This is a genomic window from Echinicola sediminis, from assembly GCF_054777495.1.
Map to the genome: position 1 here is coordinate 1 of NZ_BAAHAP010000018.1, position 15,564 is coordinate 15,564.

Sequence of the window (15,564 nt, forward strand, 5' to 3'; positions counted from 1 at the left end):
GTCGACAGTCAACAGTGGACTGGAGGCCGTCCTTCCTCTCACACTGATTGATCTACCAGTTTAATTATTCGTTAGATAATAATTGCTGTTTGGTTAAAAAAATTTTGTTTGTAAAAGCTTTTTTGTAGATTAACGATGCTTTTTTGCTGTTATGCTCATAGAGTGCTCGTTTAAGATCAATTGTATTGGTTCAGATTAGATAAAAATTATTATCTTTGAGGATTGATTGCAAAATATGCAATTTTCTGCTAATCAGGTTAGTAAATTATTAAGAGTAAGCACTAGAAGAATTGTTTCAACCTTTAATATTTTTGTATGCTACTAATGTTTTCTGTTTTAACCGCTTTTTTTATTGGGGTGACCGTTACACCGATGTTGATTTTCTTTATTAAGAAAGGAAACTTATTGGATAAGCCAGGAGGAAGAAAAATTCACAAACAATCTGTTCCTTCTATGGGGGGGATAGGTATTTTTGTAGCCTTGCTTGGTGGTATTCTTATATGGCTAAACTATCAACAGTTAATCGAAATCCGGTTTTTTATGATGGGTCTGGGGATTATGTTTATTCTTGGACTTAGGGACGATTTGGTAGAGCTTACCGCTTATCAGAAATTAATAGGTCAATTGATAGCTATCGTGACGGTAGTGGTATTGGGAGATATAAGAATAAGTAGTTTCTATGGACTTTTTGGTGTCTATCAGTTACCGCTTTGGTTTAGTTATGGACTAACTGTCTTTGCCGTAGTAGGATTTACGAATGCCTTTAATCTAATTGATGGTATGGATGGTTTAGCCAGTACCCTTAGTTTGATTACGTTTTTGTTTTTGGGTCTATGGTTTATTTATTCAGGAGAAATAACGTATGGATTTATAGCCTTTACCTTTGTTGGGGCAATTCTGTCTTTTATGGTATATAATTGGCATCCCGCAAAGATTTTCATGGGAGATACGGGTTCGCTTACTTTAGGATTCACGCTTTCTGTTCTATGCATTAAGTTTATAGAATCCAATGGATCAATACCTACAGGTTCATTTAAGTTTAATGCTCCTCTAGCTACCGCAGTTACACTGATGATTGTGCCATTTTATGATACCCTAAGAGTCTTTGTCAAAAGAGCAAGAAAAGGTAAATCCCCAATGTCAGCAGATAAAAGCCATGTACATCATTTTTTGTTACGGATGGGATTTAGACATGATCAGGTAACAATGATCTTGGCTGGTGTTAAATTGTTTTTCATAAGTTTTGCAATTGTTTTAAATGAACTGCCGGATATGGTAGTAATTCCTTTGGTTGGAATTTTGGTTGTAGGTTTTGGGATTGTGCTGGATAAGTTGACATTGAAGCGTGTAAAAGATATTGTTAAGGAATCCCCGAGAGTTCTTTCGCAAAGAAGCTACAATGGAATTCGGTCTAAAGTTAAAATCGACAAAGAGGTTTTGGAAAAGGAAAGTGTGAGTCTAAACTAATTCCTTTTGCAAGAGTATTTAGTGCTATTAACGCTTCATATATGTTGCAGCACTGTCTCTAAGTTAATGGCTACTGCAGAGGAACTATTATACCGATATAAATTTTTATAGCTCAAGTAAAGAATATTAATGAGGGATTATTTATTCACGGAATAGGAAGTGAAAAATGATTCATTACTTTTTCAAGTGGACCCTGGTAAAGGAAATGTACTGATCTATAATCAGAAAATCATTCAGAAGTAATTCCCGACTTAAAAGAAAATCAGGTACAGGGACTTTTCCTTTCTATAAATACATTGCCAATTCTGCCTAAAAGAGCCTATTAAATCGGCTTTCTCCAATTAATTTGACAAAGGATTGCCGCTTTGGGGATTTTTGTAAAGTACAAAAATGCATGACATCGTCTGTATAGGTTTAACAGGTAAATAACTAATGCAGATTATTATCAGACGCTTTTTTTTACTATGTTGCCGAAACTATTTAACAGGTACATGTTTTCCGCTGTATTTTACTAATTGTTAAGATGGAATGGATTAAGCTTTCAGAACCGGAATTGAGTGGGGTGAGTATGGATGATTTTGAATTGGCTCTTCAACATAAGGAGGTAGGGTATACTGGTAGTTTTGTGGACAGTTTTCGAAATCAATTGATCCAATATTTTGATTCATTGAAGGTAGGACTATTTGCCTCTGGGACAGCATCCATACATTTGGCTTTGAAATTGGCAGGTGTTGGAGAAGGGGATGAGGTGATATGTCAATCCTTGACTTTTGCGGCTTCTGCTAATCCAATACGTTATTTGGGAGCAAATCCGGTATTTGTAGGAAGTGAGGGAAGTACCTGGAACATGAGTCCAGAGTATCTGGAGAAAGCATTGGCCGACCGGCACAATAAAGGAAAGAGGGTGAAAGCAATCGTGCCTGTTCATCTCTATGGTATGCCAGCACAAATGGATGAAATAAACCGGATAGCATTGCAGTATAATGTTCCTGTAATAGAGGATGCAGCAGAAGCCTTGGGATCCACCCTAAGGGAGCAAAAGTGTGGCGCACTGGGAGATTATGGTATACTTTCATTTAATGCAAACAAAATAATAACCACCGGAGGTGGGGGAGCTATCATTACAAAGAACGAGGAAGAATTGGAAAAGGCCAGATTTCTGTCTCTACAGGCCAAAGATCCCGCCCCCCACTATCAACATAGCCAATTGGGGTACAATTATGCCTTTAGCAATCTTAATGCGGTATTGGGAAATGCCCAGTTTAAAACAATTGAAGAGAGGATTGAAAAAAGAAGAGGTAATTTTCTCTATTATAGAAATAATTTACAAGATGTTACAGGGCTTAGCTTTCAAGAGGGGGATGGCAATCGAAAAAGTAACAGGTGGCTTACAAGTATGGTGTTGCCGAGCAGAGAATTATGTTTGGCCCTGAAGTCTCATCTTGAAGCACATTATATTGAAACTAGACCTATTTGGAAACCTATGCACCTCCAACCTCTGTACAAGGGTTTTCCCTACTATGGAGAGAGACTTGAAGAGAGATTGTTTTATCAGGGGATATGTTTACCTTCTGGTAGCGGGTTGACACAGGTGGAGTTAGAGCAAGTCAAGGAAACCGTCAGGCTATTTTTGGATGAAAAGATAGAGAAAAAATATGTATAAAAGGTTTTGTAAGCCAATTATGGATCGAAGCATAGGTTTTTTTGGGCTTTTGGTGCTTAGCCCCCTGCTGCTGATATTGGTTTTTTTATTGGGTATCCATTTTAAAGGCAACCCATTTTTCTTTCAAAAAAGAGTAGGAAAGAAAAATAGGATTTTTCATATCATAAAGTTCAGAACAATGACCAATGATATAGATGATGGAGGGAAGTTGTTAATGGATGCTAAGCGTTTGACAAGGTTAGGGAAATTTTTGAGAAAGTATTCTCTCGATGAATTACCACAGTTTATAAATCTTTTGATTGGAAATATGAGCCTGGTAGGTCCACGTCCCTTGTTGGTAGAATATATCCCTCTATATACTGAAGAACAATCAAAGAGACATGATGTAAGACCCGGAATCACAGGGTTGGCTCAAATAAATGGGAGAAATGATATTTCCTGGGAAATGAAATTCCACTATGATTTAAAATATGTCCAAGATCAGTCTTTTCAACTGGACGTTAAAATTATCTACAAAACCATAAGGCAGTTATTATTTTTTCAAAGCATTCCTAAGAAAGAAGGGGATGTACAGCCATTTAATGGAAAGAACTGAGGACAGATTTATAAGCAATATAGCTAATTAATGATTTTTTTGTTTGTATATTTTAATAGTTGATCATCGTATTCAAGCTATTTATTTACTATGTTTTTTATTTTGTTCTTTGATTTTTGCTTTTTATAATTAAATTTGTGTTGTTCGTTGTTTTGATAGCGTTGGGTATACCCATTATGGGTGAAGGAGGTGTTGAAATCAACGTAGTATTGCCCTGATAATGGAATTTTAAACTGTTTGTTTTAATCTAGATATATGGCATCTTTGGACAAACCTTTCGAAATGATAAAGTGGATTACACGTTTAGTTGACTCTTTCTTTTTATTTCAGTCAGTACTGATCGCCTTTCTTGTGAGGTTGAATTTTGATTTGGAATTAATGGAAGGACATCCCGTTCTGTTATGCAGTGTGCTATATTCCTGCATTGGCTTTTTCGCGTTGTGGGTTTTCAATGAATTTGATCTTGATTTATCGAGGTCTCATTTGTGGAATGTTTTTTCAGTAGTGAAGGTGGTAGCATTAATGTTTGCGACAAATGTTTTCGCAAACTTATTGATAGAAGAGGTGGCCGGAGTGACCGGCTTCTTTCCTTTTCCGATTTTGGTTACCGCATTACTTATTTCATTGTTCGCTTTAACGCTTTCCAGGGTTTTGATTAAGGGAGTATATGCCTATTATATGAACCAAAGGCTGCCCGTTAAAAATATAGTGATTTTTGGGGCCGGAGAAGCAGGTAGACTTACCAAAAATGTAATGAAGAGAAGCGGAGTGGTACGCCAAAAAGTACACGCTTTTCTAGATGATGATCCTCTAAAGGAAGGAAGGCATATCAACGGTGTTCCTGTGTATCTAGGCTTAAGCGAGTTAAAATGCTTGGTGAAGGATAACGGTGTTACTGATTTACTTATATCAGTGATGTCCATCTCGCCAAAAAGAAAAAGAGAAATAATAGACGAGTGTTTAAACTTGGGGATTAAAACCAGTATCGTCCCTTCCATAGATGAGTGGGTAAAAGGAGGCTTTAATGTCAGGAAAATACGTAAAATTAGAATTGAAGATTTACTTTCCAGGCCTGAGATCAATCTGGACAATCCCAGGGTAGCCCATCAGATCAGAGATAAGGTGGTGTTGGTCACGGGGGCAGCAGGGTCTATAGGAAGTGAGTTATGTAAGCAGATCATTATCAATAATCCAAAACAACTGATATTGTTGGATCAGGCCGAATCAGCCTTGTTTAACTTGGAACAGGATTTTAAGACTGCTGCTTGGGGAACGACTATCAAGCCATTACTAGCTGATATTCGGGACAAGAAAAGAATGACTGAGATATTTAAAACTTTTCAACCTGATATCGTCTATCATGCTGCGGCTTATAAGCATGTCCCGATGATGGAAACTTATCCAGAAGAAGCAGTTCGCAGCAATATATTGGCCACCAAGTATTTGGCGGACTTAGCAGTGATTAATAACGTAAATACCTTTGTCTTTGTCAGTACCGATAAGGCTGTCAATCCTACCAATGTGATGGGGGCCTCCAAACGGATTGCAGAACTTTATGTGCAGTCTTTAAGTGGCTATTTGGATGAAAGATTGGGGGCTACCACCAAGTTTGCCATCACAAGGTTCGGTAATGTGTTGGGATCAAATGGATCAGTGATCCCTTTATTTAAGAAACAGATAGAAAAGGGAGGACCTGTTTATGTCACAGATCCTGATATTACCCGTTATTTTATGACAATCAGTGAAGCCTGTTCGCTAATTCTGGAGGCGGGGACAATGGCCAAGGGTAAGGAGATTTTTATCTTTGATATGGGAGAGCCCGTTCGGATTTTGGATCTGGCCAAAAAAATGATTTTGCTCAATGGTAAGAAACTGGAAACAGATATTAAAATAGAGTTTACCGGACTACGGGAAGGGGAAAAAATGCATGAGGAGCTAATTGGTTCATCCGAAGAATTGGAGGTGACTTACCATCCCAAAATACGTGTGGTGAAGATGGCTCCTTTTGGGTACAGCAAGCTAAATTATCAGATAGAATTCTTTGAAAAACTGCTCATGGAAAATTCAGATTCTGATATTGTTCGCCATATCAAGAACATAGTGCCTGAATATATCAGCAACACTTCTCGCTTTGTTGTTTTGGACCACCTTAACTGATAAAGGTAGATAGTGAAGCTGTTTTTCATTCTCTTTGATTCTTAAAGGGTTGCTGGGCAATGGCTATGATTTTATTTTTTTTGCAGGAGTAAATTCTAAGAATTTTATATCTTGCGGTGATGGAAAATTTTGTAGTCTCAGCCAGAAAATATAGGCCTTCCAATTTTAAAAGTGTAGTAGGCCAACAGCACATTACTACTACCTTGAAAAATGCCATTAAAAACAATCACCTTGCCCAGGCTTTTCTTTTCTGTGGTCCAAGAGGGGTTGGTAAAACAACCTGTGCGCGTATTCTGGCCAAGACTATAAACTGCGAGAACCTATCTGCTGATTTTGAGGCCTGCAACGAGTGCGATTCCTGCAAAGCTTTTAATAATAATAGTTCTTTTAACGTTCACGAGCTAGATGCGGCGTCAAACAACTCGGTGGACGATATTAGAAACCTCGTAGATCAGGTAAGATATGCCCCGCAGAAGGGAACGTATAAAATCTACATCATAGATGAGGTTCACATGCTTTCGACCCAGGCTTTCAATGCGTTTCTAAAGACGCTCGAGGAGCCCCCAAAGTATGCAATATTTATTTTGGCGACTACCGAGAAGCATAAGATTATTCCTACTATTCTGTCCCGATGTCAGATTTTTGACTTCAACAGAATACAAATAAAGGATATTTCTGAGCATCTTAAGTATATCGCCTCGGAAGAAACAATAGAATATGAGGAGGAAGCACTCCGTTTGATAGCAGCCAAAGCGGATGGGGCTTTAAGGGATGCTTTGTCCATTTTTGATCTTATCGTAACCTACTCTGCAGGGAATAAGCTGACCTATCAGGAGACGATAAACAATCTCCACATTCTCGATTACGACTATTATTTTAAGATAACAGATGCTTTATTGGAGGAAAGTATCTCCAATGTTCTGTTGATTTTCGATGAAATTCTTAAGAAAGGATTTGATGGGCATAACTTTATTGTTGGCCTGAGTGAGCATTTTAGGAATTTGATGGTTTGCAAGGATTCCGCTACAGTAGAATTACTGCAAGTCTCAGAAAGTGCTCAAGAAAGGTATATAGAACAATCTGCCAAGTCAAACCTCTCCTTCTTGCTGTCCGCCTTGAACGTATGTAACCAATGCGACATGCAGTACAAGGGAAGTAAAAACCAGCGCCTACATGTAGAGCTGGCACTGATGAAATTGGCCAAACTACCTCAAGCCATTTCCTTGGCAGCTTTGGCTCATGAAGAGGCAAAAAAAAAAGACTAGCACGGCAGCAACAGGCTAGTTCGGATTCAGACAAATCTTCCAAGGTCACTCAGCCTTCCCTCCAAAAAGAGGTAAAGAAGACCACTGCTATACCTGCAAGTATTTCAGAAGTGAAAAGGCAGGTGAAGAACAATGCTTCAGCAGAAGGAAGTAAACAAGAAAAAATCAAAGAGGAAAAGGCTGATAAAGAAGCCCAAGTGGTCAATAAGGAACCATTTGATGCCGGAAAAGTGGGAGCCTTGCTGGAAGAAATCATAGCGGATTTTAAGCACAAAAACAGGCTTATGGAGAGCGCTATATTAAAACAGCCAATAGAGGTAGTAGGAAATAAAGTGACTTTTTTAATGTCCAGTGAATTACAGGAAGACAGGTTTAATAGACTAAAACCTGAATTGGTCGGGATCTTTAAACGGAAACTTCAAAATGATCTCCTGGAAATATTCTCCGAAATCAGAGAAGAGGCGGTAAGTGAGGTGAAGAAATTGTATACCTCAACGGATAAACTGGCCTTTTTAACAGAGAAATCACCTGCGCTCAAGGAGCTTCAAAAGCGGTTTGGCCTGGAAACTGATTTTTAGAAATCAATGCCCAATCCAAAGTTAATCAGGTTTTGAAGCTGAACGGCTCTGGACTTTCTTCCATCGTCTTGTTCAATAAATACGTTTTCATCATAAATCAGGATAGTTTCCACCCTGGTACTGATGTATTTGTTCACCTTCATGCTGATACTGGAGTTGAAGTTGACCACCATGTTGCCGAATTTTCCATAGTTAGAGAAGAGGTTAAGATCAGCCTTCCAGTTGACAATGTCCATTAACTTGGTGTCTATGGAGGTGTTTAGGGAGGCACCGGCCTCCGGCCTGACTTTTTCTCCCGGGATTACCCCGAAAGCACCCGCTTGACTCAATGAGTCATTGAGTACGATGGTGAACCTTCCTGTAAAAGGTGATAGAATTGATGAAAACTTTAAGTTCTTTTTGTCTTTTTGGTAGTTAAGACCCGTGGAAGATTGAATATAGCCAGGGCTCAAAAGGTCTGAAATTAGGTTTCTTGAGTCTAGATCTGAGCCAGATGGTTTGAAGTATTTGTACCCGCGCAAAAGCTGGGTTCTGGCTTCCAGCTGGGTGGAAAGGTAAAAACCCTTCGATAGCTCCCTGCCATATTTACTTACAAATTTGAAGTTGTCGTTGGTTTTTCTGGTTCTGAAAGAGCGGTCGGTCTGGCGGTTAAAACCAAAATTCACGGAAAGCTTAGTGTCCCATATTTTTTTGCCTTTTTTATAGTTGGCAAATAGGTTTATCCCGGTATTTAGCGAAAATGAGCTGGCGCCACCCGCCGCCCAATTGGCCAAGCTCACCTGTTGGATGCTAAGGTTTGAATTGCCTCCCTTTTTCCAATAGGTTTCCTTGATTTCTTCCTTAATGATCAAAGAGTCACCAAGCATGATAAGCGTGTCGCCATTGATCAGGACAGTGTCGGGGACTATTTTGGGACGATCTTGGCCATAGGCAGATTGAAATGTGACCAGTATAAGAAGGAATAAGAAGCAGTAATTCCTTATCATTTCAGATTTGTTTTTGATAAGATACAAATATACATTTCCTAGGACAATCCGTTTAATTCTTTTTAATGATAAGCTTCTGGCCGACCTTGATCACGGATGAATTGGAAATATTGTTCCATGTTTGGATTTGGGAAACGGTCACTCCGTATTTTCGGGCGATAGCATACATGGTTTCCCCTTGGGAAACGACGTGTGTGATATGGGCCGTTGTCGTAGGAAGAGGCTGTTTTACACTGGCAGGCTGGTGTTCTTTTGTCGGTGCCACCATGCTTTCGGTTGTTTTGGGAGGAGGACTGCTGACCTTCATGTACCTGATCTCTTCATCCCTTCTTCTGTATTCCTGGAGGTTCAAGATCATTCCCGGTCTAAGGTCTTCGTCCCTGTACAGCCTGTTTTTGGCTTTCAGTGAATGGAGACGTAGCCCATATGCTTGTGAGATCCCCCATAGTGTTTCGCCTTGCTGGACGACATGCTGCGCTACTTTTGCTTTGCCTTTTTTCCTTTTTACATAGTAATGGTTGCCTCTCACAATTCGGTCATCTTTGGAGAGATCGTTTACCCTGCGGAATTTGCCTTCCCTTACATCAATTCGTTCGGCGAAGTCCTCTACAGTGGTATTGGCCGAAGCAATGATTCCTTTGATTCCGTTCACCTTTATTTGCCCTGTTTTGAAAGGAGTGGTTTGTGTTCCGGTAATTTTTGGGTATCCTGCTGCATTGAGCTGACCAGTGACAGCAGGACTACTGGGGTCAACAGATGCGGAGTTGGAAGAAGAAGTGAAAATAGGCGCTGTTCCTGTGGCCAGGTAGGTTAGTATGTAAGTTTTGCCTTCAGGGATTCGTTTGTTAGAAATCCATTTATTGTATTCTGTGAGATGGTTTTCGGATACCCCTAAGTTGTTGGATAGAGTTCTTAAGGTGGTCGGGCCCTGAACAGCCATTTCTTGCAGGTATTGGTTGTTGGTGAATTTTCCGATTTGACCTTCGAAGGCAATTTTGTGGGCTAAATATTTTTTGAAATACCAATGAGTGCTTTTGGTTATTTTCATGCTTCTTTGCCCATTGAATTGGCTTCCGAAGTAGCTTTTGGCTCCCCCCAGTCCCATCTGGTAAGAAACCAGCGCGCAGACCCAGTTGTCGAAATAATTATTGTGTTTTTTGAGGTAGAGTGCAGCCCCTTTGGTTGATGAGACAATGTTTTTTCTTTCATCGATTAAATGGTCCACTTGGAGAAAAACTTCCTGGGCTGTGCCTTTTTTAAACTGCCAAAAACCGACGGCATTGGAAGTGGAAACTGCGTCGGGGATCAGGCCGCTTTCCTGAATGACAAGGTACTTAATGTCCTCGGGAACCCCTTGTTCACGTAACACCCTTTCAATAATCGGCATGTAAAGGTTCACCCTTTCCAGTTTTAATTTAAAGTAACTGGGGTTACGGTATAAAGCATCCACATCCAATTGGATATCTCTTTGGGCCTGATCGTTGAGATCCAGCCGCATATTGGCAAACTGTATGGTTTGGGGGACCCTAGGAGCTTGTCCATATAGCCAATGGCTTGTCAATAGCAGCAAAAAGGTTAATAGAGCGATCCACTTTTTTCTTGTTTTTGTAAGCATGCCAAATAATTAGTAAAAGATAGGAGTTGGTGGTGGTAAAACGATGCTTGAATTACATTCCTTATACCATGAAGGTTAAAGCTTTCGGGCCATCATGATTCCATCCCTGATGGGGAAAAGTACATTCTCTACTCTTGGGTCAGCCTGAATCATTTCATTAAATTCCATGATTGCCTTGGTGTCTTTATCGATTTTTTCTGAGGGATCTTTCAATACCTTTCCGGACCAAAGGACATTGTCTGCAAGAATAAGGCCTCCTTTACTGACTTTGTCAATGACCATATTATAATAGTTGGTGTAATTTTTTTTATCAGCATCGATAAAGACCATATCGAAGGTTTCATCCAATTCAGGAAGGATGTCCAGGGCATTGCCCAGCTTATAATCAATCTGATTGGCCATGCCCGAAATTTCAAAGAAGCCTCTGACCATTTCTTCCAGTTCGTCATTGATGTCCAGTGTGATTATCTTTCCATCGGGATTCAAACCTCTGGCCATGCAAATTGCCGAATATCCAGTGTAAGTGCCTATTTCAAGGATCACTTTGGGGTTTTGCATTTTGGTAAACATCTCGAGGGTTTTGCCTTGAAGATGTCCCGACAGCATTCTCGGCATGAGCACCTTGGCATGGGTTTCCCTGTTGATGAGCTGCAGCAAGCTGTCTTCCCTGCTTGTGTGCTGCTGGCAATATTCAAGTAGTTTTTCGCTGATAAATTCCATAAAATTAATGAGGTAGATAGGTTAGAAAACTTAATTGCTCTTCCTGAAATATTTCTTGGGCAATGTCCTGTAGGTCTTCAGCCGTGGTTTCTCTGATCAACCCGAAGATGTGGTCCAATGCGTCAATTTTACCCTTGTCCAATAGGCTTTTTCCAAACACAAGCATCAGGGCAGCGTAATTCTCCTCAGCCATGGCCATTTGACCCACGGCCTGTTCTTTGGCCATATGGAGTTGGAGAGAGCCTAGTTTTTTTTCGCGCAGTTTTTTCAGCTCCTTCATTACCAGGTTTTGCGCTTTGAGGGCTGTTTTTTCCTCAGTACCATAAAAGATGCCCAAAAAGCCGGTGTCCCTGTATACCTGGTACACGGATTCCACACTGTATACATAACCGTACTTTTCCCTCAACGCGAGATTTAGCCGCGAATTCATACTTGGGCCTCCCAAGATGTTGTTAAGCAGGTAAAGCTGGTATCTTTTGGGATGATACAGTGAAAAGGCAGGTTTGCCAAGGGCACAGTGCGATTGGCTTACATCCCGGTGAACAGTTTCTTTTTTTGGACTGTACTGGGTGAAATCACTTCTTTGGTAGAGGCTTCGTTTTTCAGGGATTTCGTTGAGCTTTCCTTCAATTTGCTTTAGTGCTTTTCCAAAACTGATATTTCCAACCACGGAAAAGACGATTTTGGAGGTGTCCAAGTGGGAACTGATGAAATCAAAAAAATCCCTTTGTGAAAAGGAGTTTACGGTGTCTTCTGTTCCAAGGATGTTCCTGCCTAAAGAGTGGCCCTGAAAAACTACCTCGTCAAACTCATCCTGTATCGCATCATCAGGAGAATCGCGGTACATGGCCATTTCTTCTAAAATGACCTGTCTTTCCTTTTCAATTTGTTTTTCAGGGAAGGTACTGTGAAAGGTGATGTCAAACAGCAATTCTGCTGCTTTGTTATAGTGCTCTTTTAAAATACTGGAATAAAAACAGATTTTTTCTTTGGTGGTATATGCGTTGAGTTCACCACCGACGGACTCCAGCCTGTTCAAGATATGGAAGGTCTTCCTTTTTTTGGTGCCTTTAAAAGCCATATGTTCCCAAAAATGGGCCAAGCCTGCTTGCTCTTTGGTTTCATCCCTGCTGCCGATGTCAAGAATGAAGCCGCAATGTACCAGTCTTGTGTGGTTGACTTCTTGGTGGACAATACGGATGCCATTCTGTAACTCTTTGATATTATAAGACATGTAATCGTTGCTTTCAACTTTGAAAATACAAAAATAATGTACTTTATCAGGATATTTTTTTAGCGGACTTTAATATGTTAATTTTAAGCAAAACAAATGCAGACAAAAGCATTTTCAAAGGCTCTAAGAAAATTTTATGCAAGATCAACGTAGTGAATTAAAGGCTTCTCTGATCATTTCAGTATACAAAAATACAGTTTTTTTGAAAGCGGTCTTAGATTCACTTGCTTACCAAACGGATAACCGCTTTGAAGTAATCATTTCGGAAGATGGCGATTCAAGACAGATGAAAGAGTTTGTTGGTAATTACCCATTCCGCCACTCCTTCCAACATTTAAGCCGGAAAGATAAAGGCTGGCAAAAAAATGCAGCCTTGAACGATGCTGTTCGGGCAGCCAAAGCAGACTGGTTGGTGTTTATAGATGGAGATTGTGTGTTGCACCCCAGGTTTATGGAATTTCATATATCCAGGGCGCTTCCCTCCACGATTCTGGCGGGTAAGAGGATAAAGCTGGACCCTGAGAGCACTGAATTGCTGTTGAAAGGAGAAATTCTGCCTAAGGATTTTAACGCTTATTTATTAAAGAATTTTTCCGAGATTAAGAGAAAGGGAGGACAGTTTTTGGAAGAAGGATTCTTTATCGATCCCAAAGGCTTTTTGGGGCGCTTAATCGGTAAGCGAAAAATGAAACAGTTAAAGGGCTGTAACATGTCTTTTCACAGGGAGGCCATTTGTGCCATCAATGGTTTTGATGAGAATTATACCAAGCCGGCAGTAGGGGAGGACATTGATCTTCTCTGGAGGTTTAAAGGCTTAGGGTATACATTGGATTCTTTGAGAAACCTTGCCGTGCAATATCACCTCCATCATAAGGAGAGCTGGACCGACCAGTCTGAAAACTGGCAAATGATGGAAGAAAATATCGCTAGAAATAAGTTTGTGTGTGATAATGGTTTAACCAAAAAATAATAATGAGATACAAGCCGCTCAGCAGTACTTTTTATATCAATAACCGGGCAAAGCTGGTTAAGAAACTAAAGGCAAATTCAGTTGTCGTTTTTCATTCCAATGATCTGATGCCGACCAATGCCGATGGGACCATGAGGTTCAGGCAAAACAATGACCTTTTTTATCTCAGTGGAATAGATCAGGAAGAAACCATTTTATTGTTATGTCCTGATTTTCCGGTAGAGAGTATGCGGGAGATTCTTTTTGTTCGGGAAACAAATGAGCATATCGCCATATGGGAAGGAAATAAACTGTCAAAAGAGGCGGCTGGGCATCAGTCAGGGATAAAGCAGGTCAAATGGACCTCTGAGTTTGAGAAGGTTTTGCAAATGGTAATGACCCCGTCTGATACCGTTTACATGAATACCAACGAACATCGGGGGGCTTCCAATTCGGTGGAGAGCAGGGATGCGCGGTTTATCAAAGAGATCAAAAATAAATATCCTCTTCATGCCTATGAGAGGATTGCTCCAGTCATGCAGGAGTTGAGGGGGCTAAAGGAACCGGATGAAATAGATCAGATGCAGCGGGCCTGTGATATCACAGAAAAAGGCTTCAGAAGAGTTTTAGGGTTTTTAAAACCTGGAGTGATGGAATATGAGATAGAAGCAGAATTTATGCATGAATTTCTTCGCCGCGGGAGCAGGGGCTTTGCTTATGAGCCGATAGTTGGATCAGGTGCCAATTCCTGTGTACTGCATTATTTGGAGAATGATAAGATCTGCCAATCGGGGGATTTGGTGTTGATGGATATTGGTGCAGAATACGGGAATTATAATGCGGACATGACCAGGACGATACCGGTAAGTGGTAGATACAGTTCTCGGCAACGAGCCGTGTACGATGCTGTTTTGCGGGTGAAAAAAGAGGCCGAGAATATGCTCAGGCCAGGGGTGTTATTGCAAGAATACCAAAAGGAGGTAGGGAAGCTCATGGAGTCTGAGTTGATCGGTTTAGGCCTTTTCGATAAGCACGATGTGAGTAAGCAGCTTCCGGGACAGCCTTTATACAAGAAGTATTTTATGCATGGGACTTCCCATCATATTGGTCTGGACGTCCATGATGTGGGAGCCGTTTATACACCTGTAAAAGAGGGGATGGTATTTACGGTGGAACCGGGAATCTATATCAGGGAGGAGAAGATCGGTATAAGGCTGGAGAACAATTATGTGATCGGGCAGAAGGGAAATAGGGATCTCATGAAAAATATACCCATCGAAGCGGAGGAAATAGAAGAGCTGATGAACAGGTAGAAAAACAAAAAAGCCGCAAGCTTAAAACTTGCGGCTTTTTTTATGCATTTCGGAAATAGATTATCCGATAGAAATTCTTTTGAAGTCAACTACTGTAAGCCCTATGGATATTCCGTCAAGGTACTGAGCAATGCTCTTGCTGCTGTCCTTAACGAAAGCCTGGCTCAACAAGGTATTTTCTTTGTAGAACTTGTTCAGTTTACCCATGGCGATCTTTTCGATCATTGCGTCAGGTTTTCCTTCAGCTCTTGCCTGCTCTTTACCTACCTCGATTTCTCTTTCTACAATAGCAGAATCAACACCGTCTTTGTCAACAGCAACGGGGTTCATGGCAGCAATTTGCATGGCAACATCTTTACCAGCTTCTTCTACGTCAGCTCCGTTTACATTAGAAAGAGCTACCAATACACCTAACTTACCGTTAGAGTGGATATAAGGAACTACAGCTTCTCCTTTAACTACGACGAAGTTACTGATTTCGATCTTCTCACCGATTTTACCGGTCATTTCGATGATTTTTTCACCTACGGTGATATTCTCGAAAGGAAGGGCAAGGATTTCGTCTTTGCTTGAAGCGGCTTTTTCAACAGCCAGGTTAAGAATGTCGTTGGCAAAAGCAACAAATTCTTCATTTTTGGCTACGAAGTCAGTCTCACAAGTAAGCGTCAAAAGTACTCCCTGAGATTTGTCAGCACTTACACTAGTAACGACTACACCTTCTTTAGTTTCGCGGTCTGCACGGGAAGCAGATACTTTTTGTCCTTTTTTCCTTAAGATATCAACCGCTTTATCAAAATCTCCTTCAGCTTCAGTAAGGGCCTTTTTACAGTCCATCATACCGGCGCCGGTCATTTGTCTTAGTTTGTTTACCTCTTGTGCAGTAATAGCCATTGTTTGATGTTTTTAATAGTGATGATGACTTTATAATATGTTCCGATGTCCTCCTTAAGGGGGACTAAAACGGATAGTCAATAACAAAAAAATTGAACATAGGTAATTTACCGTATGTTCAATTTTCTGTT

The 15,564-nt window shown here is 40.5% G+C and carries 13 protein-coding genes; 8 read left to right on the forward strand and 5 right to left on the reverse strand.

Going from position 1 to position 15,564, the window contains the following annotated elements; genetic code table 11:
• The first annotated feature begins 315 nt into the window (after positions 1–315).
• The 6 genes from ACYVAA_RS06560 (at position 316) to ACYVAA_RS06585 (ending at position 7,725) form a co-directional block, all read left to right on the forward strand.
• The gene (locus ACYVAA_RS06560) at positions 316–1,467 is read left to right on the forward strand and encodes an MraY family glycosyltransferase (RefSeq protein WP_460539731.1); all 1,152 of its coding nucleotides are present in this window, start codon (positions 316–318) and stop codon (positions 1,465–1,467) included.
• Positions 1,468–1,990: 523 nt separating this feature from the next.
• Positions 1,991–3,130: a PLP-dependent aminotransferase family protein gene (locus ACYVAA_RS06565; protein WP_460539733.1), complete on the forward strand. Its 1,140-nt coding sequence runs from the start codon at positions 1,991–1,993 to the stop codon at positions 3,128–3,130.
• A 19-nt stretch (positions 3,131–3,149) separates the two neighbouring features.
• Positions 3,150–3,725, forward strand: a complete 576-nt coding sequence (locus tag ACYVAA_RS06570) for a sugar transferase (RefSeq protein ID WP_460539735.1) — start codon at positions 3,150–3,152, stop codon at positions 3,723–3,725.
• 522 nt (positions 3,726–4,247) lie between these two features.
• Positions 4,248–5,882, forward strand: a complete 1,635-nt coding sequence (locus ACYVAA_RS06575) for a polysaccharide biosynthesis protein (RefSeq protein ID WP_460539737.1) — start codon at positions 4,248–4,250, stop codon at positions 5,880–5,882.
• 119 nt (positions 5,883–6,001) lie between these two features.
• Entirely contained in the window at positions 6,002–7,147 is a 1,146-nt protein-coding gene (locus ACYVAA_RS06580) for a DNA polymerase III subunit gamma/tau (RefSeq protein WP_460539739.1), read from the forward strand.
• Between the two features lie 110 nt (positions 7,148–7,257).
• Positions 7,258–7,725: a DNA polymerase III subunit gamma/tau gene (locus ACYVAA_RS06585; protein ID WP_460539741.1), complete on the forward strand. Its 468-nt coding sequence runs from the start codon at positions 7,258–7,260 to the stop codon at positions 7,723–7,725.
• Here the strand turns inward: ACYVAA_RS06585 and ACYVAA_RS06590 are convergent.
• From ACYVAA_RS06590 to ACYVAA_RS06605, 4 genes are all read right to left on the reverse strand, one after another.
• The gene (locus ACYVAA_RS06590) at positions 7,722–8,711 is read right to left on the reverse strand and encodes a DUF3078 domain-containing protein (protein WP_460539743.1); all 990 of its coding nucleotides are present in this window, start codon (positions 8,709–8,711) and stop codon (positions 7,722–7,724) included. The genes ACYVAA_RS06585 and ACYVAA_RS06590 overlap by 4 nt on opposite strands.
• 52 nt (positions 8,712–8,763) lie before the next feature.
• Positions 8,764–10,326 carry a LysM peptidoglycan-binding domain-containing protein gene (locus ACYVAA_RS06595; protein WP_460539745.1) on the reverse strand — a complete coding sequence of 521 codons (1,563 nt, stop codon included), beginning with the start codon at positions 10,324–10,326 and terminating at the stop codon, positions 8,764–8,766.
• 75 nt (positions 10,327–10,401) lie between these two features.
• Positions 10,402–11,046, reverse strand: a complete 645-nt coding sequence (locus tag ACYVAA_RS06600) for an O-methyltransferase (RefSeq protein ID WP_460539747.1) — start codon at positions 11,044–11,046, stop codon at positions 10,402–10,404.
• A gap of 4 nt (positions 11,047–11,050) precedes the next feature.
• Positions 11,051–12,280 (reverse strand): M16 family metallopeptidase, encoded by a 1,230-nt coding sequence (locus tag ACYVAA_RS06605; RefSeq protein WP_460539749.1) that lies wholly within the window; start codon positions 12,278–12,280, stop codon positions 11,051–11,053.
• 202 nt (positions 12,281–12,482) lie between these two features.
• On the opposite strand from ACYVAA_RS06605, the gene ACYVAA_RS06610 reads away from it, so the two are divergent.
• Both ACYVAA_RS06610 and ACYVAA_RS06615 read left to right on the forward strand, forming a co-directional pair.
• Positions 12,483–13,250 (forward strand): glycosyltransferase, encoded by a 768-nt coding sequence (locus tag ACYVAA_RS06610; RefSeq protein WP_460539751.1) that lies wholly within the window; start codon positions 12,483–12,485, stop codon positions 13,248–13,250.
• 2 nt (positions 13,251–13,252) lie between these two features.
• Positions 13,253–14,542, forward strand: a complete 1,290-nt coding sequence (locus tag ACYVAA_RS06615; protein WP_460539753.1) for an aminopeptidase P family protein — start codon at positions 13,253–13,255, stop codon at positions 14,540–14,542.
• A gap of 60 nt (positions 14,543–14,602) precedes the next feature.
• Here the strand turns inward: ACYVAA_RS06615 and tsf are convergent, their stop codons facing one another.
• Complete coding sequence (tsf, locus tag ACYVAA_RS06620) at positions 14,603–15,433, reverse strand: translation elongation factor Ts (RefSeq protein ID WP_460539755.1); 831 nt, start codon at positions 15,431–15,433, stop codon at positions 14,603–14,605.
• Positions 15,434–15,564: the final 131 nt, after the last annotated feature.

Bases quoted from the DNA above. Each gene is read 5' to 3' on its own strand.
- ACYVAA_RS06560 (WP_460539731.1), top strand. From the start codon at position 316: ATGCTACTAATGTTTTCTGTTTTAACCGCTTTTTTTATTGGGGTGACC.
- ACYVAA_RS06565 (WP_460539733.1), top strand. From the start codon at position 1,991: ATGGAATGGATTAAGCTTTCAGAACCGGAATTGAGTGGGGTGAGTATG.
- ACYVAA_RS06570 (WP_460539735.1), top strand. From the start codon at position 3,150: ATGGATCGAAGCATAGGTTTTTTTGGGCTTTTGGTGCTTAGCCCCCTG.
- ACYVAA_RS06575 (WP_460539737.1), top strand. From the start codon at position 4,248: ATGTTTGCGACAAATGTTTTCGCAAACTTATTGATAGAAGAGGTGGCC.
- ACYVAA_RS06580 (WP_460539739.1), top strand. From the start codon at position 6,002: ATGGAAAATTTTGTAGTCTCAGCCAGAAAATATAGGCCTTCCAATTTT.
- ACYVAA_RS06590 (WP_460539743.1), bottom strand. From the start codon at position 8,711: ATGATAAGGAATTACTGCTTCTTATTCCTTCTTATACTGGTCACATTT.
- ACYVAA_RS06595 (WP_460539745.1), bottom strand. From the start codon at position 10,326: ATGCTTACAAAAACAAGAAAAAAGTGGATCGCTCTATTAACCTTTTTG.
- ACYVAA_RS06600 (WP_460539747.1), bottom strand. From the start codon at position 11,046: ATGGAATTTATCAGCGAAAAACTACTTGAATATTGCCAGCAGCACACA.
- ACYVAA_RS06605 (WP_460539749.1), bottom strand. From the start codon at position 12,280: ATGTCTTATAATATCAAAGAGTTACAGAATGGCATCCGTATTGTCCAC.
- ACYVAA_RS06615 (WP_460539753.1), top strand. From the start codon at position 13,253: ATGAGATACAAGCCGCTCAGCAGTACTTTTTATATCAATAACCGGGCA.
- tsf (WP_460539755.1), bottom strand. From the start codon at position 15,433: ATGGCTATTACTGCACAAGAGGTAAACAAACTAAGACAAATGACCGGC.